General features: G+C 63.9%; 22 protein-coding genes. 10 read left to right on the forward strand and 12 right to left on the reverse strand.

Annotated elements, in window-relative coordinates:
* Positions 1–24 precede the first annotated feature (24 nt).
* Positions 25–2,616 carry an aminopeptidase N gene (gene pepN, locus AC3A43_RS15370; RefSeq protein WP_487793422.1) on the forward strand — a complete coding sequence of 864 codons (2,592 nt, stop codon included), beginning with the start codon at positions 25–27 and terminating at the stop codon, positions 2,614–2,616.
* Here pepN and AC3A43_RS15375 read toward each other — a convergent pair whose 3' ends face one another.
* From AC3A43_RS15375 to AC3A43_RS15395, 5 genes are all read right to left on the reverse strand, one after another.
* Entirely contained in the window at positions 2,617–2,937 is a 321-nt protein-coding gene (locus tag AC3A43_RS15375) for a DMT family transporter (protein ID WP_487793423.1), read from the reverse strand. It lies immediately after the preceding gene.
* 139 nt (positions 2,938–3,076) lie between these two features.
* Positions 3,077–3,685 (reverse strand): ABC-type transport auxiliary lipoprotein family protein, encoded by a 609-nt coding sequence (locus AC3A43_RS15380; RefSeq protein WP_487793424.1) that lies wholly within the window; start codon positions 3,683–3,685, stop codon positions 3,077–3,079.
* Positions 3,686–3,699: 14 nt separating this feature from the next.
* A complete protein-coding gene (locus AC3A43_RS15385; protein ID WP_487793425.1) occupies positions 3,700–4,641 on the reverse strand; it encodes an MlaD family protein in 942 nt (313 codons plus the stop codon).
* On the reverse strand, positions 4,641–5,519 hold the full coding sequence (locus tag AC3A43_RS15390; RefSeq protein WP_487793426.1) for an ABC transporter ATP-binding protein: 879 nt from the start codon (positions 5,517–5,519) through the stop codon (positions 4,641–4,643). Before AC3A43_RS15390 ends, AC3A43_RS15385 begins: the two co-directional genes overlap by 1 nt.
* Complete coding sequence (locus AC3A43_RS15395) at positions 5,519–6,625, reverse strand: ABC transporter permease (RefSeq protein WP_487793427.1); 1,107 nt, start codon at positions 6,623–6,625, stop codon at positions 5,519–5,521. Before AC3A43_RS15395 ends, AC3A43_RS15390 begins: the two co-directional genes overlap by 1 nt.
* Before the next feature lie 90 nt (positions 6,626–6,715).
* Here AC3A43_RS15395 and AC3A43_RS15400 point away from each other — a divergent pair, with 90 nt between their 5' ends.
* On the forward strand, positions 6,716–7,441 hold the full coding sequence (locus tag AC3A43_RS15400) for an HAD family hydrolase (protein ID WP_487793428.1): 726 nt from the start codon (positions 6,716–6,718) through the stop codon (positions 7,439–7,441).
* Here the strand turns inward: AC3A43_RS15400 and AC3A43_RS15405 are convergent.
* From AC3A43_RS15405 to lgt, 6 genes are all read right to left on the reverse strand, one after another.
* Positions 7,438–8,730: a cystathionine gamma-synthase family protein gene (locus AC3A43_RS15405; protein WP_487793429.1), complete on the reverse strand. Its 1,293-nt coding sequence runs from the start codon at positions 8,728–8,730 to the stop codon at positions 7,438–7,440. The genes AC3A43_RS15400 and AC3A43_RS15405 overlap by 4 nt on opposite strands.
* A gap of 90 nt (positions 8,731–8,820) precedes the next feature.
* Positions 8,821–10,227, reverse strand: coding sequence for an SLC13 family permease (locus AC3A43_RS15410; protein ID WP_487793430.1), 1,407 nt, complete (start codon positions 10,225–10,227; stop codon positions 8,821–8,823).
* A gap of 74 nt (positions 10,228–10,301) precedes the next feature.
* Positions 10,302–11,066: a peptidoglycan editing factor PgeF gene (pgeF, locus tag AC3A43_RS15415; RefSeq protein ID WP_487793431.1), complete on the reverse strand. Its 765-nt coding sequence runs from the start codon at positions 11,064–11,066 to the stop codon at positions 10,302–10,304.
* Positions 11,063–11,581: an N-acetyltransferase family protein gene (locus AC3A43_RS15420; RefSeq protein WP_487793432.1), complete on the reverse strand. Its 519-nt coding sequence runs from the start codon at positions 11,579–11,581 to the stop codon at positions 11,063–11,065. Before AC3A43_RS15420 ends, pgeF begins: the two co-directional genes overlap by 4 nt.
* Complete coding sequence (locus AC3A43_RS15425) at positions 11,578–12,582, reverse strand: class I SAM-dependent methyltransferase (protein WP_487793776.1); 1,005 nt, start codon at positions 12,580–12,582, stop codon at positions 11,578–11,580. The genes AC3A43_RS15420 and AC3A43_RS15425 overlap by 4 nt, the downstream gene beginning before the upstream one ends.
* 52 nt (positions 12,583–12,634) lie before the next feature.
* Positions 12,635–13,510 carry a prolipoprotein diacylglyceryl transferase gene (gene lgt, locus AC3A43_RS15430; protein WP_487793433.1) on the reverse strand — a complete coding sequence of 292 codons (876 nt, stop codon included), beginning with the start codon at positions 13,508–13,510 and terminating at the stop codon, positions 12,635–12,637.
* Between the two features lie 77 nt (positions 13,511–13,587).
* Between lgt and AC3A43_RS15435 the strand changes: the two genes are divergently transcribed.
* Genes AC3A43_RS15435 through AC3A43_RS15450 form a run of 4 tightly spaced genes read left to right on the forward strand, consistent with a single transcriptional unit; the run spans position 13,588 to position 18,229 of the window.
* Positions 13,588–15,294, forward strand: a complete 1,707-nt coding sequence (locus tag AC3A43_RS15435; protein WP_487793434.1) for a class I adenylate-forming enzyme family protein — start codon at positions 13,588–13,590, stop codon at positions 15,292–15,294.
* Between the two features lie 30 nt (positions 15,295–15,324).
* Complete coding sequence (locus AC3A43_RS15440; protein ID WP_487793435.1) at positions 15,325–16,176, forward strand: cytochrome b/b6 domain-containing protein; 852 nt, start codon at positions 15,325–15,327, stop codon at positions 16,174–16,176.
* A gap of 5 nt (positions 16,177–16,181) precedes the next feature.
* Positions 16,182–16,952 carry a molybdopterin-dependent oxidoreductase gene (locus AC3A43_RS15445; RefSeq protein ID WP_487793777.1) on the forward strand — a complete coding sequence of 257 codons (771 nt, stop codon included), beginning with the start codon at positions 16,182–16,184 and terminating at the stop codon, positions 16,950–16,952.
* A gap of 38 nt (positions 16,953–16,990) precedes the next feature.
* Positions 16,991–18,229, forward strand: a complete 1,239-nt coding sequence (locus tag AC3A43_RS15450) for a class I SAM-dependent methyltransferase (RefSeq protein ID WP_487793436.1) — start codon at positions 16,991–16,993, stop codon at positions 18,227–18,229.
* On the opposite strand, the gene AC3A43_RS15455 is transcribed toward AC3A43_RS15450, so the two are convergent.
* Positions 18,217–18,654 (reverse strand): DUF1801 domain-containing protein, encoded by a 438-nt coding sequence (locus tag AC3A43_RS15455; RefSeq protein WP_487793437.1) that lies wholly within the window; start codon positions 18,652–18,654, stop codon positions 18,217–18,219. The genes AC3A43_RS15450 and AC3A43_RS15455 overlap by 13 nt on opposite strands.
* On the opposite strand from AC3A43_RS15455, the gene AC3A43_RS15460 reads away from it, so the two are divergent.
* From AC3A43_RS15460 to AC3A43_RS15475, 4 genes are all read left to right on the forward strand, one after another.
* A complete protein-coding gene (locus tag AC3A43_RS15460) occupies positions 18,653–18,826 on the forward strand; it encodes a hypothetical protein (protein ID WP_487793438.1) in 174 nt (57 codons plus the stop codon). The two genes, AC3A43_RS15455 and AC3A43_RS15460, sit on opposite strands and share 2 nt — an antisense overlap.
* 89 nt (positions 18,827–18,915) lie before the next feature.
* The gene (locus AC3A43_RS15465) at positions 18,916–20,133 is read left to right on the forward strand and encodes an argininosuccinate synthase (RefSeq protein WP_487793439.1); all 1,218 of its coding nucleotides are present in this window, start codon (positions 18,916–18,918) and stop codon (positions 20,131–20,133) included.
* Positions 20,134–20,233: 100 nt separating this feature from the next.
* Positions 20,234–20,419 (forward strand): hypothetical protein, encoded by a 186-nt coding sequence (locus AC3A43_RS15470; protein WP_487793440.1) that lies wholly within the window; start codon positions 20,234–20,236, stop codon positions 20,417–20,419.
* A gap of 236 nt (positions 20,420–20,655) precedes the next feature.
* Positions 20,656–21,666, forward strand: a complete 1,011-nt coding sequence (locus AC3A43_RS15475; RefSeq protein ID WP_487793441.1) for a threonine aldolase family protein — start codon at positions 20,656–20,658, stop codon at positions 21,664–21,666.
* The last annotated feature ends 31 nt before the right edge of the window (positions 21,667–21,697 follow it).

The raw sequence follows: 21,697 nt of genomic DNA on the forward strand, positions 1-21,697 counted from the left end.
CGCCACCATGCCTAGATCGATAAGATGACCGATGCCTCTTCCACACCCGTCCTTCCCGTCACCATCCATCGCGGCGACTATCGTCCACCTGAATGGCAGATCCCCGATATCGTGCTCGATTTCACGCTCGGGATCGACGCGACGAAGGTCGGCGCGGCGCTGTCGGTGGTGCGCCACGCCGATGCGCCGGTGCCGCTGCTGCTCCGCGGCGACGGGCTGAGCGCGGCCGCGGTGCGCGTCGATGGTGAGGTGTGGAACGACTGGCGGATGGAGGGCAGCGATCTGATCGTCGACCTGGGCGAACGGACCGCGGCGACGGTCGAAGTCGATACGGTGATCGACCCCGCTTCAAATACCCAGCTTTCGGGTCTCTATGCGTCGGGCGGCTTGCTCTGCACCCAATGCGAGGCCGAAGGATTCCGCCGCATCACCTTCCACCCCGACCGGCCCGATGTGCTCAGCCGCTACAAGGTGCGGATGACGGGAGACAAGGCAGCCTTCCCGATCCTGCTGTCGAACGGCAATTGCATCGATCAAGGCGAAGAGGGAAATGATCATTGGGCGCTGTGGGAAGACCCGTGGCCGAAGCCCTCCTATCTCTTCGCGCTCGTCGCCGGCGACCTCGTGGTGAACCGCGACAGCTTCACGACGATGTCGGGGCGTCAGGTCGAACTCGGCATCTGGGTGCGGGGCGGCGATGAGGATCGCACCGGCCATGCGATGCAGGCGCTCAAGGACAGCATGGCGTGGGACGAGCGCGTCTATGGCCGCGAATATGACCTCGACCTGTTCAACATCGTCGCGGTCAGCGATTTCAACATGGGGGCGATGGAGAACAAAGGCCTCAACGTCTTTAACACCCGCTACATTCTTGCCGACGCCGACACCGCGACCGACGTCGATTATGACGGCGTCGAGGGCGTCGTCGCGCACGAATATTTCCACAATTGGTCGGGCAACCGCGTCACCTGCCGCGACTGGTTCCAGCTCAGCCTGAAGGAAGGCTTCACGGTCTTTCGCGACCAGAGTTTCTCGGCCGACATGGGGTCGCCCCCCGTCAAGCGGATCGAGGATGTTCGCCTGCTTCGCGCCGCGCAATTCCCCGAGGACGCAGGGCCACTCGCGCACCCGATCCGGCCCGACAGCTTTCAGGAAATCTCGAACTTCTATACCGCGACCATCTATAACAAGGGCGCCGAGATCATCCGCATGATGGCGACGATGGTCGGTCCCGAACGCTTCCGTAAAGGCACCGACCTCTATTTCGACCGCCACGATGGCGAGGCCGCGACGTGCGAGGATTTCGTCCGCGCGATCGAGGAAGGCGCGGGAATCGATCTGGCGCAGTTCCGCCTGTGGTACAGTCAGGCAGGAACGCCGCGGCTCAAGCCGTCGCTGGCCGAAACGGGGGGCGAGTGGTCGCTCGATATCGTGCAGACGGTGCCGCCAACGCCGGGTCAGCCCGAGAAGCTTCCGATGATGATGCCGCTGCGCCTCGCCGCCTTCGCCATGGACGGCAGCGGAGACGCATTTGCCGACACACTGATCACGGTCACGGGTGCGACCCAGCGCATTGCGCTCGGGAAATTTGCTGCGCGTCCGGCACTGTCGGTCAACCGCGGCTTTTCGGCGCCGATCATCCTCGATTTCGAACGCGGGCCGGGTGAACTTGCCTGGCTCGCCGCGCATGATGACGACCCCTTCGCGCGCTATGAGGCATTGCAGCAACTGATGTTGGACACGCTGGTTGCTACGATATCGGGAGAGGCGAGCGATAACCGGGCGGTGATCGACGCGATCGGGCAGACGCTGACGGGCGCGACAAGCGACCCCGCTTTCGTCGCCGAGGCTGTGCTGCTGCCGAGCGAAGCGTTCATCGGCGACCAGATGGTCACCGTCGATCCCGACGCCATCCGACGTCAGCGGCTCGCGTTACAGGCGGCGATCGGAACCGCGCTCGAAAGCGAGTGGCGGAAAATCCTTGGCGGGGCTGCACCGCCCGCCACCGATTTGTCGCGCAAGGCGAAGGGCGGCCGCCGCCTGCGCGGTGTCGCGCTCGCCTATCTCGCGGCCACTGGGGCCGCCGACGCGCCCGCGCTCGCGTTCCGCATCTTCTCCGATGCCGACGGCATGACCGAACGGCAGGCGGCGCTCGCAACGCTGGCGCACGGCGACAGCGACGAGCGCGTCGCGGCGCTCGACATCTTCTATCAGCGCTACCGCGACAATCCGCTCGTCCTCGACAAATGGTTTCAGGTGCAGGCGTGGTCGCTCCGCCCCGATACCGTCGATGCGGTAAAGGAACTCGCGCAGCATCCCGACTTCACGTTGGCGAACCCGAACCGCGTCCGCTCGCTCTATGGGGCGCTGACTGGCAATCAGGCGGCGTTTCACCAGGCTGACGGGGCGGGATATCGGTTGATTGCCGATCTCGTCATCGCGCTCGATCCCAAAAATCCGCAGACGTCGGCGAAGATGATCCCGCCGCTCGGCCGCTGGAAACGTTTCGACGAGGGACGGCAGGCGCTGATGAAGGCCCAACTGGAACGCATCCTCGCGCAGCCCGGCCTGTCGCGCGATGTCACCGAGCAGGCGTCGAAGAGTTTGCTCGGCTGATCAGGACGATGAGAAAAGCTTGGTTCCCACAACGCCGATAACGATCAGCGCCATAAAGCCGATCTGGACTCCGTTCACCTTCTCGCCGAACCAGAATATGCCGCCGATGATGACGCCGACGGCGCCGAGGCCGGTCCAGATCGCGTAGGCGGTTCCGGCCGAGATGCCGCGCATCGCGAAGGCTAACAGCGCCATATTGACGAAGCTCAGCGAGATCGGGACGAGGGAGGCTTGCCACGAGCCGATCGTCGCAGCCCACTTCAGGCTGAGCGCCCAGAGGATTTCGGTAACAACGGCGATCGCGAGGATGACCCACGCCATAAAGATTCCTTTCGAACAACGGGCTCGAAAGGAAAGGGCGCAACCGGAAACCCGGAAGAGGCTACGCGTCGACAGATGAAATAGAGCCGCGGCCCCTAATGCGACCAATGCAAAATGGCAACCCGATGCGGGCGGCTTTTTAGCCGCCGATCCAGCCGGTCACTTCGACCGCGACCTTGTTCGCCGCACGCGTAAGCGCTTCGCCAACGGGCTTGGCCTCGACCTTGCCGCCGATCGCCTCGCGTGCCTCGAAGCGGCGCTGGGTCACCGACTTGCCGCCCGCCGACACCAGCATCGCCTGATAGACGACGACGGCCTCGTTCGTGGCGGCATCGACGCCGAATTCCATCAACTGCCCTGCGAGCTGTTCCCCCGGCGCGGTCAGATATTGCCCTTCGTCGAGCACGACGCGCGAGGTGCTCGCGGAAACCGTTTCGGACACCAGTCGCTGGAACAGGCGTGAGGGCGCCTCGACCCATTGCGCGTCCTTGACATAGGTGACGCTCGATCCATCCTGCTGCACCGGGATGCGCGTTGTGCGCAGTTTTTGCGGCGCAGTCGGGATCAGGATCGTCAGTGTCGCGGCGTCGGCCGCGGTGCGCGCACCACCCGCGCTCGGTGCCTTAGCGGCATCGAGCGTCAGCAGAAAAGGCGGGGTCTTGCCGCCGAGACCGAAGCACGCCGACAGCGAGGCGGCGGCGACAGCGGCGAGGAGCGGGACGCGGAGGCTGCGAAAGGAAGTGGGCATGGGGGCTCTGGTCCTCATTCTTTATAATCGGGCAGCTTGCTGCCGCCGATGACAGCGCCGGCGCCCTGCTGGTCGAGCTTGTCGGTCAGGCTGGACAGCGAGGCGGAAGTACGGCGGAGGTCGCGGATCAGCGCGTTTGCTTCGGGGATCGTCGTCTCGCTGAAGGTCTTGAGTCCCGGCCGCGCGTCGGAGATCGCGCCTTCCAGCGTCGCCATCGACGCGTTGGCGGACTTCAGCGTATCGCGCAGGTTCGCCATTGCGGGGTCGACGTTGCGGTCGATCGTGCCTTGCGCCGACGCCGCGAGACTGCCGATCTGTTCGGCCGCTACGCCGGTCTGCTGAATCGCGATACGCGTGTCGGCGAGCGCGCGTTCGATTGCGGGGCCGTTGCGCGCGAGGATCGCCGTCGACGCTTCGACATTTTTCAGGATGCCGCGGATGCTTGCCTGATTTTCGTCGTCGGCCAGTTCGGCCAACCGCTCGCTCAGGGTCGACAGGCGCTGGAGCAACTGCGGCGCGGTGTTGAGCAGTTCGCCAAGGCCGCCGACGCGCGTCGGGATGACGGGCTTGCCCGCGGGGCCCTTGTCGGCGATCGCCGGTGCGCCCTTGACCGCGCCGTCGAGCGAGATTTGGGACACGCCGGTGAAACCGACGCCCTCGAGCGCGGCGGTGGTGCCCTGCAGCACGGGCACGCCTTCGTTGACCTCGATGCGGACGCGAACGAATTGTGGATCTTCGGGCCACAGCGCGATTTGCTTGACCTGACCGGCAGGCACGCCAGAGAATTGCACCGCAGCGCCCTTGTTCAATCCGTCGACCGATTGTTTGAAGAAAATATCATATTCGCGCTTCTCGCCGCCGCTGTCGTTCGCCAACCAGACGATGAAAAAGGCGAGCGCCGCCGTAAAGAGAAGCACAAAGGCGCCAACGAGGACGTTGTTCGAGCGTGTTTCCATCAGCTGTTCCTATCGCCACCCAACACGGGCCGCTGGGCGGTTTGGTTCCCGCCTGCTGCCGCGCGCCCGCGGGGGCCGTTGAAATAATCCTGTATCCACGGATGCTCGGTGGCAAGCAGTTCCGGGATCGTGCCGACCGCAATCACCTTCTTTTCGGCCAGAACCGCAACGCGGTCGCAAGTTGCATAGAGCGAGTCGAGGTCGTGGGTGATCAGGAAGACGGTGAGCCCCATCGTGTCGGCAAGTTCGCGGATCAACTCGTCGAACTTCGCGGCGCCAATCGGGTCGAGACCCGCGGTCGGCTCGTCGAGAAAGAGCAAGGCGGGATCGAGCGCGAGGCTGCGCGCGAGGCCGGCGCGTTTGACCATCCCTCCCGACAGTTCGGCGGGATATTTCGGGCCGGCATCGGGCGGCAGGCCGACCATCGCCACCTTATAGGCCGCAATTTCGTCGAGCAGCTTCTGATCGGTCCTTGGATAATATTCGCGCAATGGCACCTGAATATTTTCCGCAACGCTCAGCGTGGAGAATAACGCGCCGCCCTGGAACATCACGCCCCAACGGCGGCGCAGGTCGCGCGATTCCTCTTCGTCGGCAATGGTGTCTAGTGTCTTGCCATAGACCTCGATCTCGCCCGAGGTCGGCGTCTGCAGCCCGATGATCGACCGCATCAGGACGGATTTGCCGGTGCCCGATCCGCCGACCACCCCCATGATCTCGCCCGATCGGACGTCGAGATCGAGATGGTCGTGGATCACGGCGTCGCCAAACTGGTTGACGAGGCCGCGAATGCGGATCGCATAATCGAACTCTTCGGGCCGCACCGCGTCGGCGGCGGCCAGTTCTTCTTCGAGCTGTTCGTCGATCGGATCGGCCATCAATTCCATCCGATCGATGAGAAAAAGACCGCGAACATCGCGTCGAGCACGATGACGAGGAAGATGGCAGCGACGACCGCGGAGGTTGTGCGCTTGCCGACTTCTTCGGCGTTCTGGCGCACCTGCATACCTTCATAACAACCGGTGACGCCGATCAATATGCCGAACACGGGCGCCTTGATCAGCATCGCCCAGAAATCGGTCATGGGAATGATGTCGCGCAGCATCTGGATATAAGTGATGGGGGGGATGTCGAGCCCGATCCAGCAGAACACGCCGCCGCCCGCGATCGCGCACAGGCTGGCGTAAAAGCCGAGAAGCGGCATCAATATCGTTGCGGCGGCGACGCGCGGCAGTACGATCGCCTCCATCGGCGAAACGCCGATCGTACGCATCGCGTCGATTTCTTCGGTCAGCTTCATCGTGCCTATCTGCGCGGCGAAGGCGGAGCCCGATCGGCCGGCAACCATGATTGCGGTCATCAGCAGGCCGAGTTCGCGGATCGAGGCGCGGCCGACAAGGTTGATCGTGAACACCTCAAGCCCGAATTGCCGAAGCTGCACCGCGCCCTGCTGGGCGACGACGATACCGATAAGGAAGGTCATCAGGCCGATGATCGGGAGCGCGTCGACGCCGACGGTCTGAAAGCGGGTGACGATGGCGTGCCAGCGGAGGCGCCGCCGTGCGCGCAATTGCGTGCCGAGCGCGAGGATCATCGCTCCGAAAAAGCCGATGATGCCTAGCAGTTCGTTCCATACCCCGACGCTGGCGATCCCGACTTGTTCGAGCATCCGCGTCATCGCCGGGCGGCGGTCGCGGTGAACGCGATATTCGCTCTTGTCGCTGGCCAAGGCATCTAGCAGGCGCTGTGCTTCGGGACTGGCGCCGGTGACTTTCGCACCATGTTCCTTGACGGTGCGCGTGACGATCCACGCGCCGACGGTGTCGATCCGTTCGAGAGCCGAGAGGTCGAGTGTCGAGATCGGGCCAAGCGCGTCGAGCCTCGCCGGCAGGTCGCCGAGACGCGCCAGCGTCAGCCGGCCCGTGAAGCGGATATCGGTGCCATTGGCACCGTCGCTTTGTTCGAAATCCGCTCTGGCCACCATATTGCTGTGGACTCTGACTTATTTGCCCCACCACGGCAAGCAAATCCCGCCCCTCTTGGCGCTCGCGCAACGCGCTTCTATGGTGGGCGGATGGAAACCCCGCCTATCCTGCCGCCTGCCGACTATGTCCACCGCGTTGCGATGTATGATATGGACCGGACGATAACGCGATCAGGGACTTACAGCGGGTTCCTCATGCATGTTGCGCGACGGCGCCAGCAATGGCGGTTGCTGTTGCTGCCGCTTGTCGGGATAGCGGGCGCCGCCTATTCGCTCCGGCTGATCGACCGGTCGCGGCTGAAAGCGATCAACTTGCGCCTACTCGTCGGCAAGCGCTTTCGCCGTACCGAAATCGCGCCGCTGGCCGAAAGCTATGCCGACAAAGTCGTCGCACACGGGCTCCATCCCGCCGCGCTCGAACAGATCGCTGCCGACCGCGAGGCGGGATACCGGCTGCTCCTCGCGACTGCATCCTTCCACCTGTATGTTGAGGCGATCGCCCGGCGGCTGGGCATTGACGATGTTCTCGCAACGCAACTCGACGAGGTCGACGGCGCCGATCATATCCATGCGCGATTGTCGGGCGACAATTGCTATGGCGACGCGAAGTTCGCGCGGATCGACGGCTGGATGGCCGCCAATGATATCACCCGCGACAGCACGCACATCCGCGCTTATTCGGACCATGTATCCGACCACCCCATGCTGCATTTCGCCGACGAGGCGGTTGCCACCACCCCGTCGCGAAAACTCAAGCGGCTCGCGCCGCAAATGGGTTGGCAGGTCGTCGACTGGCGCGCGCGGCGCGGTCGTTAGACCGCGTCGAGCGCCTGCGCAAAGTCGGCGATCAGATCGTCGGGATCCTCGATGCCGATCGACACGCGCACGAGATTATCGGTGATCCCGAGCGCCTTTTTGCGTTCGTCGGGGACCGACAGATGCGTCATCGCCGCGGGATGGCTCGCGAGTGTTTCGGTTCCGCCAAGGCTGACAGCGAGCTTCGCGATCTTCAGTGCATCGAGGAAGCGGAAGCTTTCTTCTTCGCCGCCCTTGATGAACAGCGAGAAGGTCGAGCCAGCGCCGGTGCAATGGCGGTCGAAAATATCCTTCTGGCGCGCATCCTGAATAAATCCGAGATAGCCGAGCCCGTCGACCTTGGGATGATCGCGCAGGAAAGTGCAGACCTTCAGCGCATTTTCCCCCGCGCGGTTCATGCGCAGTTCGAGCGTTTCGAGGCTGCGCAACAGCATCCACGCGGTGTTGGGGTCACAGATCGTGCCGATCGTGTTGCGCATCGGGCGGATGATGTTGAGCAGGCGCTGGTCGCCCGACACGCCCCCCGCGACGAGATCCGAATGACCGCCGGCATATTTGGTGAGGCTGTAGACGACGAGTTCGGCGCCCTGCTTGATCGGCTTTTGCCACAGCGGGCCGAGGAAGGTGTTGTCGATCGCGATCGGCGGCTGCTGCTCGCCGGGGAAAGCGGCGTCGCGCGCGCTGCGGACGGCTTCGACGTCGACGAGCGCGTTCGTCGGGTTCGCCGGGCTTTCGAGATAGACGAGCGCGACCTTGCCGCCCTTTTCAGTCGCGAGCGCTTGCGCCCGCGCCAGAATATCGTCGATCTCTTCGCGCGTTGCGCCCGCCGGAAAGTCGAGGAAGCTGACACCGAAGCGCGACAGGATGCGTGCAATCAGCGACTCGGTTGCGGCATAGAGCGGCCCAGAGTGGACGATCACGTCATTCTGGCTCACCAATGCGAGGAGCAGGGTCGCAATGGCCGACATGCCGCTTGAAAAGACAAGGCTATCGTCGGCGCCGTCCCAGACCGCGAGGCGATCCTCAAGGATTTCCTGGTTCGGGCCGTTGAAGCGCGAATAGACGAGTCCGTCGGCGGGCCCTTCGCGCTTGCCGGTGATATGCTCGAAGAAGCGCTTGCCGGCGGCCGCGCTTTCGAAGGCGAAGGTCGAGGTGAGGAAGATCGGCGGCTTGAGCGAGCCTTCGGACAGCACGGGGTCGTACCCGAGTCCCATCATCAGCGTCGCGGGGCTAAGCTCGCGATCGCCGATTTTCCTGATATTCGTCTTGGGTTTGCCGCGCATGGCCATGGGGATGCTCCTTGAGGTGTTGGAGCCCTGTATAGCACGCCGGTTTCGTTTGAAACTATATTGCGCGGCATGAACCGCAAGGCGCCAGGGTCATGCAATATAGGCAACGGCCCAGATCGTGCCGATCAGCAGCGGGACGCCGATAATGTCGAGCGCCAGTCCCGCCTTCAGCATGCGGGGCAGGGCGATATGGCCGGTCGCCCACGCGAGCGCGTTCGGGCCGGTTCCCGACGGGAGCATGAACCCCCAACTCGCCGCCATCGCGACGGGCAGCGCGAGGAGAATGGGATCGACCCCGGTGGCGGCGATCAATGCGGCGAGCACCGGCATGATGCCGCTGGCGGTCGCGACATTGCTGGCAAATTCGGTGATGAGGATGGTGAGCGCCACGATGATCGCCGCGAGCGCAATTGTCGGGATGCTGCCGAGCGGCGCGAGGACGGCGCCGAGCCATGCCGCAAGCCCGCTCGCGGTGATCGCCGCGGCGAGCGCGAGGCCGCCGCCGAACATCATGATGACGCCCCAAGGCGCGCGGTCGGCCTCTTTCCAGACCAGCAGCGGGCGGCCGGTGCCGTCGGGCAGCACGAACAGCAAAAGGCTGCCCGCGACCGCGATGGTCCCATCGGTCAGTGCACCCTGCGGCAGAAAGGGTTCGAGCCACGGCTGCGCGATCCAGGCGATCAGGACGAGCAGGAAGACCGGAACGACGCGGCGTTCGGCGGTCGACCAGATCGCCTGCTTGCCGAGCGCAGCGGCGGCGCCCTGGCCGTCGAAGGGATGCGCCGACAGCCGCTGGACGCGTGCCACGATAAACATTGCCGCGGGGGTGGCGAGCAGAACGACAGGAATGCCATAGGCCATCCAGTCGAGGAACGAGATGCGCAGCCCCAGCGCCTTTTCGATCAGCCCCGCGGCGATCGCATTGGTCGGGCTGCCGACCAGCGTGCCGAGCCCGCCGATCGATGCGGCAAAGGCGATGCCCATCATCACCGCGCCGGCAAAACCCTCGGTTTCGCCCTCACGAATGCCGCCGGCGCGGACGACGGCCAGCGCGATCGGGACCATGATCAGCGTGGTCGAGGTGTTGGAAATGAACATGCTGAGCAGCGCGGTGGCCGCCATGAAAGCGAACAGCAGTCCGGCCGCGGTCGGCGCCGCGCGTTTGAGCAAGGCGAGCGCAAGGCGCCGGTGCAGCCCGACGCGCTCGATCGCGAGCGCCAGAAAGGCGCCGCCGAGGATCAGGAAAAGGATTGGAGAATAATATTCCTTGGCGATGGCATTGGCGTCCATCACCCCGAACGCGGGGACGAGCAGGAAGGGCAATAGCGCGGTGACGGTCAGCGGCAGCGCCTCGGTCATCCACCAGATCGCCATCAGCACCGTCATCGCTGCGACGTGCCATGCGGTGGTTTCCATGCCCGCGGGGGCGGGCAGCGCGAGCATGACGGTGAAGGTCAGCAGGCCGCCGATCAATCCAAACAGGCGCGTGCGTGTCATCCGTCCCCCATTATTCTACCACTTACCCGTCATCCAGGCCTTCGCGGGGATGACGAATGGTAATCGGACATTGCTTAATTCGCGAGACCGATCACCGACAATTGGCGGCCATAGCTATTTTCGCCTTTGTGGCACGCGCGGCGATAGCTGAAATAATCCTCCGCCTCGGCATAGGTGTCCTGCCCACCGATGGCAATTCGGGCTATGCCCGCAGCGGCAAGGCGCGCCGCGACGTACGCGGCAATATCGAACATGGCATGGCCGGGTTTGCCTGCCGCGAAGAAGCGTTCGTTCGCGGGATCCTCGGCGGTGAAGCGTTGCACGAAACTCTCATCGACTTCGTAAGAGGCACGCCCGATACACGGCCCGATCGCGACCGCGATATTGGCACGGCTGGCGCCCAGGCTTTCCATCGCATCGAGCGTCGTATCGGTGACCCCGGCAAGCGCGCCTTTCCAGCCGGCATGCGCCGCCCCGACAACGCCGGCGTTGCGGTCGGCAAACAGCACCGGCACGCAGTCGGCGGTTAATATGCCGAGCAGAATGCCCGGCGTCCGGGTTGCGAGCGCATCGGCCTCGGGGCGCGCAGCTAGGTCGGCGTCGCCATCGACGATCACGCAGCGGTCGCCATGGACCTGATAGAGGCCGGTGAGCGCTGCGCCGGGGACGAGCGCCTCCGCCACGCGTCGCCGGTTCTCGGCTATCAGCGTGGGATCGTCGCCCGACCCGAGACCGCAGTTGAGCGAGGCAAGCGCGCCGGTCGATATGCCGCCGCGGCGGCCGAAAAAACCGTGCGCTGTGCCAGCGAGGGTCGGCGCGGTGACAAACGGCGCGGTCACAGGTCGAGCCTGAAAAAACGATCCTCGTCGACATGATTGCCGACGCGAAATTCATTGCGGCCGACGTCGTGGAAACCGTAGCGACGATAGAATGCCTGCGCCCGGTCATTCTCGGTGAAGACCGTGAGGTACAGGATCGACGCCCGCTCGCGCGCCCAGGCGATGCCCCATTCCATCAATGCGACCGCGACGCCCGTGCCCTTCGCGGCTTCGGCGACATAAAGCTGATGTAACTCGACGGCATCATTGGTCGGCTGTTCGGGGGGAAGGTCGAAATCGACCGGGCCCATCTTGATATAGCCGAGGATCGCGCCGGCTTCGCTGCGGACGAGCGCGATGTCATGGTCATCACTCGCGATCTGCGCGCGCACGCGGTCGGGCGGATTCCAGTCCGCGAGGAAAGTGGCCAGGTCGGCGGGGTCATAGATGGTGCCGAACGTGTGGGTGAACGATCCATTGGCGAAGGCCGCGATGGCCTCCGCGTCGCCGGTCGTTGCCAATTGGATGGCGGTCATGCGGCATCTCCTGTGAAACCTGCAGGCACTGGCCAGCCCGATGCGGTGAAGGCCATCATCTTGAACAAGTCGCCCATCGCGTCCGACTGCACGAGCCGGTCGCGCTGGCCCTTCAATTCGTCGGCGCGGGCGGGTGCGGCGGCGGCGAGCGACTGGAGCCGCGCGTCAATGCCGAGTCGTCGCAGCCAGTCGCCCTGCGTCGCCGCCGGGCTCGCGGACACGCCCCTATTTTGCGCGGATGCGGCGAGCGCAGTGAAATCGACATGCGCGGTCAGGTCAACCTCGCCCGGATCGGCGAAGGCGTCGACGAACCGATGCGCCTTCACGGCCTGCAACGTGTCGCCTGCGGCGGGGCCGGCGTAGCCATAGTCGATCGCGAGCATCGCGCCGCCTTGCCGCGCCAGGCGAAAGGCGCAGCGCTGGATGATCGCCGCCGAGACGGGCGCCGTTTCGACGATCGTGCCTTCGGGCTGGCTATGCAGAGAGGCGGGTATCGTGTCGTCGGCCGGAATGTCGCCCGCGACGGGTGCCAGCACGCCATTGCGACGTTCGACCATGCGTTCGCGCCAGCCGTTGATGGTGCGGATATATTGATGGATCGGCAGCGCATCGAAAAATTCGTTCGCAACGATGATCAGCGGCGCGTCGTCGGGGAGCGCGTCGACCTCATCATGATGCGTGGCGCCTGGCAGGCGCGCGCGCTGTGCGGCGCGCAGAGCCGGGCTCGTCTCGACCAGTTGAACGCCGAGCGGCGTACAACCGAACCGCGCCATCACGCGCAGGGCATCGACGGCAAGCGTACCGCGGCCGGGGCCAAGTTCGACATAGTGAAACGCCGGACTGCCCGCGCGCTGCCACAGGTCGGCGATCCAGATACCGATCATCTCGCCGAACATCTGGCTGATTTCGGGCGCGGTGGTGAAATCGCCCGCGGCGCCCAGCGGATCGCGCGTTGCATAATAATGGCCGTTCGCGGCCGCCATATAGTCGGCGACCGTCATCGGCCGCGCCGCCGCAATCTCGCTGATCAGCTGGTCGGGACTCGGCGGTCCGTCACGCAACGCTGTCGAGTCCAGCCACCGGCTCGATCCGCTTGCGGCGGCCCTTCGCGGTGGTGACGAGCCAGAAGCCGATCAGCAGCATCGGCACAGTCAATGTCTGCCCCATCGTCAGTCCCCACGACAGCGTGCCAAGTTGCACATCGGGCTCGCGCACGAACTCGACCGCAAAGCGGCTGAGGCCATAGATGATTGCGGCCATGCCGAACAGGAAGCCGGGCTTGTAACGCGCATCGGTGCGCCAGAAGAAGAAGGCGAGGATCGCCATCATCAGCAGGCCCTCCAGCCCGGCCTCATAAAGCTGGCTCGGATGGCGCGGGTCCATCGTGCCGCTATCGGGAAAGATGATCGCCCATGGCACGGTGGTCGCGCGGCCCCACAGCTCGCCATTTACGAAATTGGCGAGGCGGCCAAAGAACAGGCCGAAGGGAACGACGCAGGCGACATAATCGCAGAAGCGCAGGAAGCTCAGCTTTTCCTTGCGCGTCACATACCAGATCGCGACCAGCACGCCGATCACCCCGCCATGGAGCGACATGCCGCCGTCCCACAGCTTGAAGACCTCGAGCGGCTTCTGGATATAATTACCGAGGTTATAGAAGAGCACATAGCCAAGCCGGCCGCCGAGGATGATCCCAAGCATCGCAAAGAAGATCATGTCGTCGGCGTGGCGCCGCGCCATCGGGGCGCCGGGCTGCGCGATGAGCTTGAGCAGATACCAGTAACCGACGAAAATCCCGGCGAGATAGGCGAGCGCGTACCAGCGGATCGGCAGGCCAAAGACGCTGAACGCGATCTCGGAGTTTTCACCCATGAGATCGTGGAAGTTCACATATTGCGTTGCTTCGGCTAAGGTTGCAAAAAGAAACATATAGTCGCGCGGTCCTTCCCCAGGAGAGGCCTCCCCATAAGGGGTAAGGCGAGCGAGACCAAGAGGAGAGATGAAAGATGCCATCAGCGCTCGATTTGCGCCTGGAAGCCGCCTATAATCTGATCACCGGTCCGGGCGGACCGATCCAGGTCGGGTCCGTCGAACGCTTCGGCCACCAGCTTCCCATCATTGCCAACGCGCCGACCAACCTGGCCGACTATGTTGCGTTTTTTGCTGCGCAGCATGGCGATGCGACCTTCCTTGTCGAAGGCGACGAGCGGCTTTCGTTCAAACAGGTGTATGTGGCGGCGCGGCAAGTGGCCGCAGGTTTGGTTGAGGGCCATGGCGTCCAGCGTGGCGACCGCGTGGGGCTGGCGATGCGCAACGCCAATGCGTGGTGCGTGACCTATATCGGTATCCTGATGGCGGGCGGCTGCGCCACGCTTCTCAATGGATGGTGGCAGGGCGGCGAACTCGCGGCCGGCATCCTCGATAGCGAGGCGAAGCTCGTCATCGCCGACGTACAGCGCACCGCGCGGCTCGAAGGCGCCGAGCATGGCGCGAAGATCATCACGCTCGACCTCACCCAGCCAATCGACCTGGCGATCGCTCCCATCACCGGTGCCGGCGGTGGCGCTTCAACCGTGCTGCCGGTGCTCACCGGGCAGGATCTGGCGACGATACTCTTCACCTCGGGCTCAACCGGCCAGTCGAAAGGCGCCTATTCGCGCCACGAGGCGGTGTGCCAGGCGATCTTCAACTATGTCACCCAGACCGCGAGCATGGTCCATCTGCTGACCCAGGACGGGCTGATGCCGGACATCCAGCCCGCGACGCTGATTTGCACCCCCTTGTTCCACGTCACCGCCGAAATTCCTGTCTTCCTGCAAAGTCTCGCATTGGGCCGCAAACTCGTTCTGATGCCCAAGTGGAACGCCGATGAAGCGATGCGGCTGATCCAGGACGAAAAATGCAATTATTTCGTCGGTGTGCCGCTGATGAGCTATGAAATCCTCACCAGTCCGAACCGCAAGAATTACGACCTGTCGACGTGCAAAAGCTATGCCGGCGGCGGCGCGCCGCGTCCGCCCGAACATGTGCGGCGCCTTGCGTCGGAGATGGGCGAGGCCAAGCCCTTGCTCGGTTACGGCCTGACCGAAACCAATGCCGTCGGCTGCGGCATCATCAACGAAAACTATGTCGCCAAGCCGATGTCGACCGGCCCGGCTTCGAAGCCGCTTGTCGATCTCGCGATCCTCGACGACAATGGCGAACCGGTTGCTCAGGGCGGCGTCGGCGAAGTCTGCATCCGTTCGGTGTGCAATTTCGAAGGCTATTGGAACAATGAGGCGGCGACCAAGGCGGCCTTCTTCGACAATGGCTATTTCCGTTCGGGCGACCTCGGCTATCTCGACGAGGACGACTATCTGTTCATCGTCGATCGCAAAAAGGACATCATCATCCGCGGCGGCGAAAATATCAGCTGCCAGGAAGTCGAAGCGGCAATCTATGAGCATGCCGAGGTCAATGAATGCGCAGTGTTCGGCCTTCCCGACGAGCGGCTCGGCGAGTGCGTTGGTGCTGTTGCCTGGATGAAGCCGGGCAGCAGCGTAACCGCCGACGATCTGGTCGCCTTCCTCAGCGCGCGGCTTGCGCCCTATAAGGTGCCGTGCAAGATCTGGATGTCGAACGACGCGCTGCCCAAGCTCGGCAGCGAAAAGATCGACAAGGTCAGCTTGCGGAGCCACTATCGCGACGAATATGCGGCGGAGGCCGTCGTGTAACCAACCGAAGGAAAGGAGCGAACAGGGATCATGGCCGAGGCTGACACTCCCGTCGCTCCTTCAGAGCCGACCCAGCCGGTGCGCGTCTATCGCCACCGGCTGCCGGCACGTATCTGGCATTGGATCAATGCTGTGACCTTGCTCATCCTCCTGATGAGCGGGCTGACGATCTTCAATGCACATCCGCGTCTTTATTGGGGCGAATATGGCGCGAATTTCGACCGCGCATGGCTTGTGATCGGTTCGACGCCGGATAGCGGTTATCTGCGCGTCGGCGACTTGCGGATCGAAACCACCGGTGTGCTTGGTCGCTGGACCGACGCACAAGGCGCGGAAAGAACCTGGGCTTTTCCTGGCTGGGCAACGATCCCGACGAGTTACAGCCTTGCCGACGGGCGGCGCTGGCATTTGCTGTTTGCGTGGATACTGTCGATTGGCCTGACGCTCTACATGCTCTGGACGTTGCTGGGCGGGCATTTGCGCAAGGATTTGCACGTCCGCCGCGCCGAATGGTCGCTGCGCCATATCTGGCACGATGTGAAGCAGCATGCGCGGCTGCGCTTTCCGCGCGGCGAAGCGGCGGCACGTTACGGCATCTTGCAGAAACTGAGTTATATCGGTGTCATCTTTGTTGCACTGCCGCTGATGATCGCCACCGGGCTGACCATGTCGCCGGGGATGAATGCGGCGTGGCCGTGGCTGCTCGATGTTTTCGGCGGCCGGCAGTCGGCGCGGTCGATCCATTTCATTACCGCATCCGCGCTCGTCGCGTTCTTTCTCGTCCATGTTGCGATGGTGCTGTTCGCCGGGCCGGTGAATGAGGTTCGCTCAATGATCACCGGCTGGTTTCGCCTGCCGCCCGAGCGGGGAGAGGGCGTGTGAGCGAGATCGTCCTTCCCCGCCGCCAATTGATCGCACGCGCCGGCGGGCTGGTCGCCGCGGCAGGGGCACTGCCGCTGCTCGCGGGCTGCGATGCGATCAACGACGCGCCCGCGGTGCGCAAGATTTTGTCGATGGGCGAGGAGATGAACCGTGCGAGCCAGCGCGCGCTGATCGACCGCAATGCGCTCGCGCGCGAATTCAGTTCCGCCGACCTGTCACCCTATTTTCGCCCCAACGGCACGCGTCTGCCCGCGGGCGCCGCCTATGCCGCGCATGCGGCGAGCGGCTTTGCCGACTGGCGCATCCAGATAAGCGGGCTCGTCGCGCGGCCGTTGTTGCTGTCGATGGCCGACATCCGCGCGCTGCCGCAGCGGACGCAGATTACGCGCCACGACTGCGTCGAGGGATGGAGCGCGATCGGACAGTGGACGGGGGTGCAACTCAGCCGCATTCTTGCCGCGGCGGGCGTGAAGGAAAGCGCACGATTTATCGTCTTTCGCTGCGCCGACCGGCTCGGCGACGCGTTCTATTATGAAAGCTGCGACATGGTCGATGCTCTGCATCCGCAGACGATCATGGCATGGGCGCTTAACGACGCAGTGCTGCCGATCGCCAACGGCGCGCCGGTGCGGCTGAGGATCGAGCGCCAACTCGGCTACAAGCATGCCAAATATGTGAATGCGATCGAGGCGGTCGCGAGCCTCGACCAGATCGGCGCAGGCAAGGGTGGCTATTGGGAAGACCGCATCGATTATGAATGGTATGCTGGTATCTGACGGCAGTCTTTTGCGATGCGGATGTTCGGTGTTCAAATATGTCGATCTTGCGTCCCTTTCTTTCCCGGGTCATTCGCCAGGGGCGGCTGACCGTCCTCGCGCCCGATGGTTCGCAGGAGGAATTCGGCCAGCCTGCGCCTGGCTTCCCCAGCGTCATCATTCGTTTCACCAGCCGCCGAGGCATGCGCCGCATCATCCTCGACCCGCGCCTCGGCGCCGCCGAGGCGTTCATGGACGGGGAGATGGAACTGGTTCGCGGCGACATCATGGATCTCGTCGGCCTGATCCGCATGAACACGCCATGGGATCGCGGTGCACGGCTGCACGACAAGACATGGCTTGGCCGGCGCGCCGAATGGGCGAAGACGCGGCTCGGCTCGATCAACCGTCGGCGCCAGTCGCGCGCGAACGTCAAACATCACTACGACATCGGCAACGACCTCTACCGGCTCTTCCTTGACGGGGACATGCAGTATAGCTGCGCCTATTGGCCGCGCCCCGACATGACGCTGGAGCAAGCGCAGGACGCGAAAAAGGCGCATATTGCCGCAAAACTTGTGCTCGCGCCCGGGCAGCGTATCCTCGATATCGGGTGCGGCTGGGGCGGAATGGCGATCACGCTCGCGACGCTCGAAAAGGTCGAGGTGCTCGGGATCACACTGTCCGAGGAACAGCACGCGCTTGCGCAGCAGCGCGCCGAAGCGGCAGGCGTTGCTGACCGCGTCAAATTCGAGCTGATCGACTATCGCGACCTCGCCATGCGCGAGGCGGGGCAGTTCGACCGCATCGTTTCGGTGGGCATGTTCGAACATGTCGGCGCCCCCAATTTCGACACCTTCTTTCGCGCCGCCGCGAACCTGATGACGGCCGACGGCGTGATGCTGCTTCACACGATCGGTCGCTTCGGAAAACCTGGCGCGACCGACGCTTTCACGCGCAAATATATCTTTCCGGGCGGCTATATTCCCGCGCTCAGCGAAACGCTGGCGGCCAGCGAGAAGAGCCGGCTGATCGCCACCGATATCGAGACGCTACGGCTGCACTACGCGCTGACTTTGCGCCAATGGTATGCGCGCACGCTCGCGCATGAGGCCGAGATTGTCGCGATGATGGGTGCGCGCTTCTTTCGCATGTGGTGCTTCTATCTCGCCGGTGCGACCACGGCATTCGAAAGCGGCGGCATGGGCAATTATCAGATCCAGTTCGCGCGCAGCCGCCATGCGTTGCCGCTGACGCGCGACTATATGGGCGAGGCGGAGGGACGCTACGTCGGATAGCGCGCGTTCATGACGTCCCAGCTCAGCACGACGAGCTTTTCGAGAACCTCCAGATCCACGTCGGCGAGCTTGTTGATGTAAAGGCAGGACTTGCCATTCTTGTATTTGCCAAGCTTGACGAGCAGCGCGTCGGCCTCGGGCTGGCGGTCGAGGTAATGGCCCATCAGATAGAGCGTCATTGCGGCCTTGCGCGGGCTGAATCCGGCGCGGCACATCGTCCCCGAATGGCCGCTGTCGTAGAGATAGTCATAGCTGCCATAGCCGATGATCGACGGCCCCCACATCTTCGGCTCGAGGCCGGTGACCCGGCGATGCACCGCGTCGATGATCCCGGCTTCCTCGCGGCGTCGCGCCTCGGGCACAGCTGCGATGAAGTCGGCGACGGTCACGTCCGTGGCTTTGGTCTTGATGTCGGCTTTGCCCATGGCCTTTCTCCCTGACGCGAGAATAGCGTTTCGGGAGGAGGAAGCCAATCAGCCGTGCCGCGCGGCGGAACGGATCACGCCGGCGAGTTGCCGCTGGTTTCAGAGCACCTCGCGCGACGACGGCAAGGCATGGGACGACAGCTGGTTCATGGACTGGACGCGGGTCGCCTGAGCGCTGTCGCGTCTCTGGCCAATCCGGTTGCACCGTCGGCAACGGCCTGCTAGCCGCGCCCGCGTCTCTCCCTTGCCAAAGGTGCCATCATGTCCGAGTCCTTCAAGCGCGTCGTCCTCGCCTATTCGGGCGGCCTCGATACCAGCGTCATCCTGAAGTGGCTGCAGGTCACCTATGGCTGCGAGGTCGTAACCTTCACCGCCGACCTCGGGCAGGGCGAAGAGATCGAGCCCGCGCGCGCCAAGGCCGAACTGATGGGGGTGAAGCCCGAGCATATCTATATCGACGATGTGCGCGAGGAATTCGTCCGCGACTTCGTCTTCCCGATGATGCGTGCCAATGCCCGCTATGAGGGCGATTACCTCCTCGGCACCTCGATCGCGCGCCCGCTGATTTCGAAGCGCCTCATCGAGATTGCAAAGGAAGTCGGCGCCGATGCGGTCGCGCATGGTGCGACGGGCAAGGGCAATGACCAGGTGCGTTTCGAGCTCAGTGCCTATGCGCTCAACCCCGACATCAAGGTCATCGCACCGTGGCGCGAATGGGACCTCACCAGCCGCACCGCGCTGATCGACTTTGCCGAGAAAAATCAGATTCCGGTGCCGAAGGACAAGCGCGGCGAAAGCCCGTTCTCGACCGACGCGAACCTCCTCCACACCTCGTCGGAAGGCAAGGTGCTCGAGGATCCTTGGGAAGAGACCCCCGACTATGTCTATTCGCGCACGGTGAACCCGGAGGATGCGCCCGACACCCCCGAATATATCACGGTCGATTTCGAACGCGGCGACGGCGTCGCGCTGAACGGGCAGGCGATGTCGCCGGCGACCTTGCTCGCGGCGTTGAACGACCTCGGCCGCAAGCATGGCATCGGCCGTCTTGACCTTGTCGAGAACCGCTTCGTCGGCATGAAGTCACGCGGCATGTACGAGACGCCGGGCGGCGAAATCTATGCGCGCGCGCATCGCGGCATCGAAAGCATCACGCTCGATCGCGGCGCGGCACACCTCAAGGACGAGTTGATGCCGAAATATGCCGAGCTCATCTACAACGGCTTCTGGTTCGCGCCCGAACGCGAAATGCTGCAGGCGGCGATCGATCACAGCCAGGCGAATGTCACCGGTACCGTCCGCCTCAAGCTCTACAAGGGCAACGCGAGCGTCGTCGGCCGCAAGTCGCCGCTCAGCCTCTACAGCGAACGCCATGTGACGTTCGAGGATGATGCCGGCGCCTATGACCAGAAGGACGCGGCGGGCTTTATTAAATTGAACGCCCTGCGCCTGAAATTGCTCGCGAAACAGGGGCAGTAAAAGGTCCGGGCACGGATATGGCCCTTGCGTGGTCGGGCGTAAATCAGTGAAAATATGAAAGAAAAACAGCGGAGCGTGCCCATATGGGAGGGGAAGTCCCATGCCCAACGACCACGCCTTTGCCCCCGCAACCCATGACTGGCAGCCCTGCCGCGTCGTCATTCCGCGCGCCGGATTGATGCTCGACCGTTATGGGGTCCGTCGCCGCTTGATCTGGCCGGGTCGCTATCTCGTTCGTCATTCGCGAACATTCGGACACAAGCTTCACCGCATCGACAACAGCTGATTCGGCCGGCACCGGATTGCCGGTGGCGCCGCCCTCGCGACCGGCGGTACACTTCCGTTTATGCGCTTCTTCGACTTCTCAGCGTGGCAAAGCATCGGAACGACGGGGCTCGGTATCGCTGGCGGGGCGAGTTTGGCGCATCGACCGGCGGCCGACGACGCTGCGGACGGTTCCAGCGGCGCGGAGAAAAAATGAGGGGTTAGCAAGGCATACCCTCCTGCGCTAAGGCGCGATCCATGACTGCGACCCGTTTCTTTTCCGACAATGCCGCGACCGTCCACCCGGCGGTGATGGACGCGCTGGTGGCCGCCAACCAGGTCGATACGGCCTATGATGGCGACGCGCTCAGCCAGTCGCTCGATGCGGCCTTTTCCGAGCTGTTCGAGACCGATTGCGAGGTCGTGTGGATCGCGACCGGCACCGCGGCGAACAGCATCGTGCTCGGCCATTTCGTGCGGCCGTGGCAGGGCATCCTCTGCTACGAGGAATCGCATATTGAGGTCGATGAGGGCGGCGCGCCGACCTTTTACTCGGGCGGCGCCAAGCTGATGCCGCTGCCGGGGCGCGGCGCGAAGATCGACACCGCGGCGCTGAAGTCGCGTATCGCCGGAATCCGTCAGGATGTGCATCAGGTGCAGCCCGCCGCGATCAGCATCACCAATGCCACCGAATATGGCCTCGCGTGGCGCGCCGCTGAAATCGGCGAGATCAGCGAAATTGCCAAGGGCAAGGGCATGAAGCTTCACATGGATGGTGCGCGCTTTGCCAACGCTGTTGCCTTCCTCGGCTGCGCGCCCGCCGACGTAACCTGGCGCGTCGGGGTCGATGCGCTGACGTTCGGCTTTACCAAAAATGGCGCAATGATGGCCGAGGCGATCGTCTTTTTCGGCGGCAGCGGCGGGAGCGGGGTGCGTGAACTCAAGAAGCGCGGCGGACACCTGCTGAGCAAGGGGCGGTTCGTGGCGGCTCAGATTCGGGCTATGTTGGCGAACCACCTGTGGCTCGCGAATGCGCGCGCCGCCAATGCGGGTGCGGCGAAGCTCGCGGCGGCGTGTGGTGGCCGGTTGATGCACCCGGTCGAGGCGAACGAGCTGTTCGTGCGACTGACCGCAGACGAGGCCGCAAAACTGCGTGCCGCCGGCTTCGATTTTTACGATTGGGGCGAGGGCGCCGCGCGCCTTGTCGTCAGCTGGGATCAGGATGCCGAAGCGGTCGCACCGCTCGCGGCTGCGATCGGCGCATTGTGAGTAGCGAGCAGCCACCCACGCTGCTCAGCCC

It is taken from the genome of Sphingopyxis sp. Soil_C_28 (assembly GCF_057657055.1).

Coding starts and splice junctions, on each gene's coding strand:
- pepN (WP_487793422.1), top strand. CDS start 25: ATGACCGATGCCTCTTCCACACCCGTCCTTCCCGTCACCATCCATCGC.
- AC3A43_RS15375 (WP_487793423.1), bottom strand. CDS start 2,937: ATGGCGTGGGTCATCCTCGCGATCGCCGTTGTTACCGAAATCCTCTGG.
- AC3A43_RS15380 (WP_487793424.1), bottom strand. CDS start 3,685: ATGCCCACTTCCTTTCGCAGCCTCCGCGTCCCGCTCCTCGCCGCTGTC.
- AC3A43_RS15385 (WP_487793425.1), bottom strand. CDS start 4,641: ATGGAAACACGCTCGAACAACGTCCTCGTTGGCGCCTTTGTGCTTCTC.
- AC3A43_RS15390 (WP_487793426.1), bottom strand. CDS start 5,519: ATGGCCGATCCGATCGACGAACAGCTCGAAGAAGAACTGGCCGCCGCC.
- AC3A43_RS15395 (WP_487793427.1), bottom strand. CDS start 6,625: ATGGTGGCCAGAGCGGATTTCGAACAAAGCGACGGTGCCAATGGCACC.
- AC3A43_RS15400 (WP_487793428.1), top strand. CDS start 6,716: ATGGAAACCCCGCCTATCCTGCCGCCTGCCGACTATGTCCACCGCGTT.
- AC3A43_RS15405 (WP_487793429.1), bottom strand. CDS start 8,730: ATGGCCATGCGCGGCAAACCCAAGACGAATATCAGGAAAATCGGCGAT.
- AC3A43_RS15410 (WP_487793430.1), bottom strand. CDS start 10,227: ATGACACGCACGCGCCTGTTTGGATTGATCGGCGGCCTGCTGACCTTC.
- AC3A43_RS15420 (WP_487793432.1), bottom strand. CDS start 11,581: ATGACCGCCATCCAATTGGCAACGACCGGCGACGCGGAGGCCATCGCG.
- AC3A43_RS15425 (WP_487793776.1), bottom strand. CDS start 12,582: ATGACGGTCGCCGACTATATGGCGGCCGCGAACGGCCATTATTATGCA.
- lgt (WP_487793433.1), bottom strand. CDS start 13,510: ATGTTTCTTTTTGCAACCTTAGCCGAAGCAACGCAATATGTGAACTTC.
- AC3A43_RS15435 (WP_487793434.1), top strand. CDS start 13,588: ATGCCATCAGCGCTCGATTTGCGCCTGGAAGCCGCCTATAATCTGATC.
- AC3A43_RS15440 (WP_487793435.1), top strand. CDS start 15,325: ATGGCCGAGGCTGACACTCCCGTCGCTCCTTCAGAGCCGACCCAGCCG.
- AC3A43_RS15450 (WP_487793436.1), top strand. CDS start 16,991: ATGTCGATCTTGCGTCCCTTTCTTTCCCGGGTCATTCGCCAGGGGCGG.
- AC3A43_RS15460 (WP_487793438.1), top strand. CDS start 18,653: ATGGCCTTTCTCCCTGACGCGAGAATAGCGTTTCGGGAGGAGGAAGCC.
- AC3A43_RS15455 (WP_487793437.1), bottom strand. CDS start 18,654: ATGGGCAAAGCCGACATCAAGACCAAAGCCACGGACGTGACCGTCGCC.
- AC3A43_RS15465 (WP_487793439.1), top strand. CDS start 18,916: ATGTCCGAGTCCTTCAAGCGCGTCGTCCTCGCCTATTCGGGCGGCCTC.
- AC3A43_RS15470 (WP_487793440.1), top strand. CDS start 20,234: ATGCCCAACGACCACGCCTTTGCCCCCGCAACCCATGACTGGCAGCCC.
- AC3A43_RS15475 (WP_487793441.1), top strand. CDS start 20,656: ATGACTGCGACCCGTTTCTTTTCCGACAATGCCGCGACCGTCCACCCG.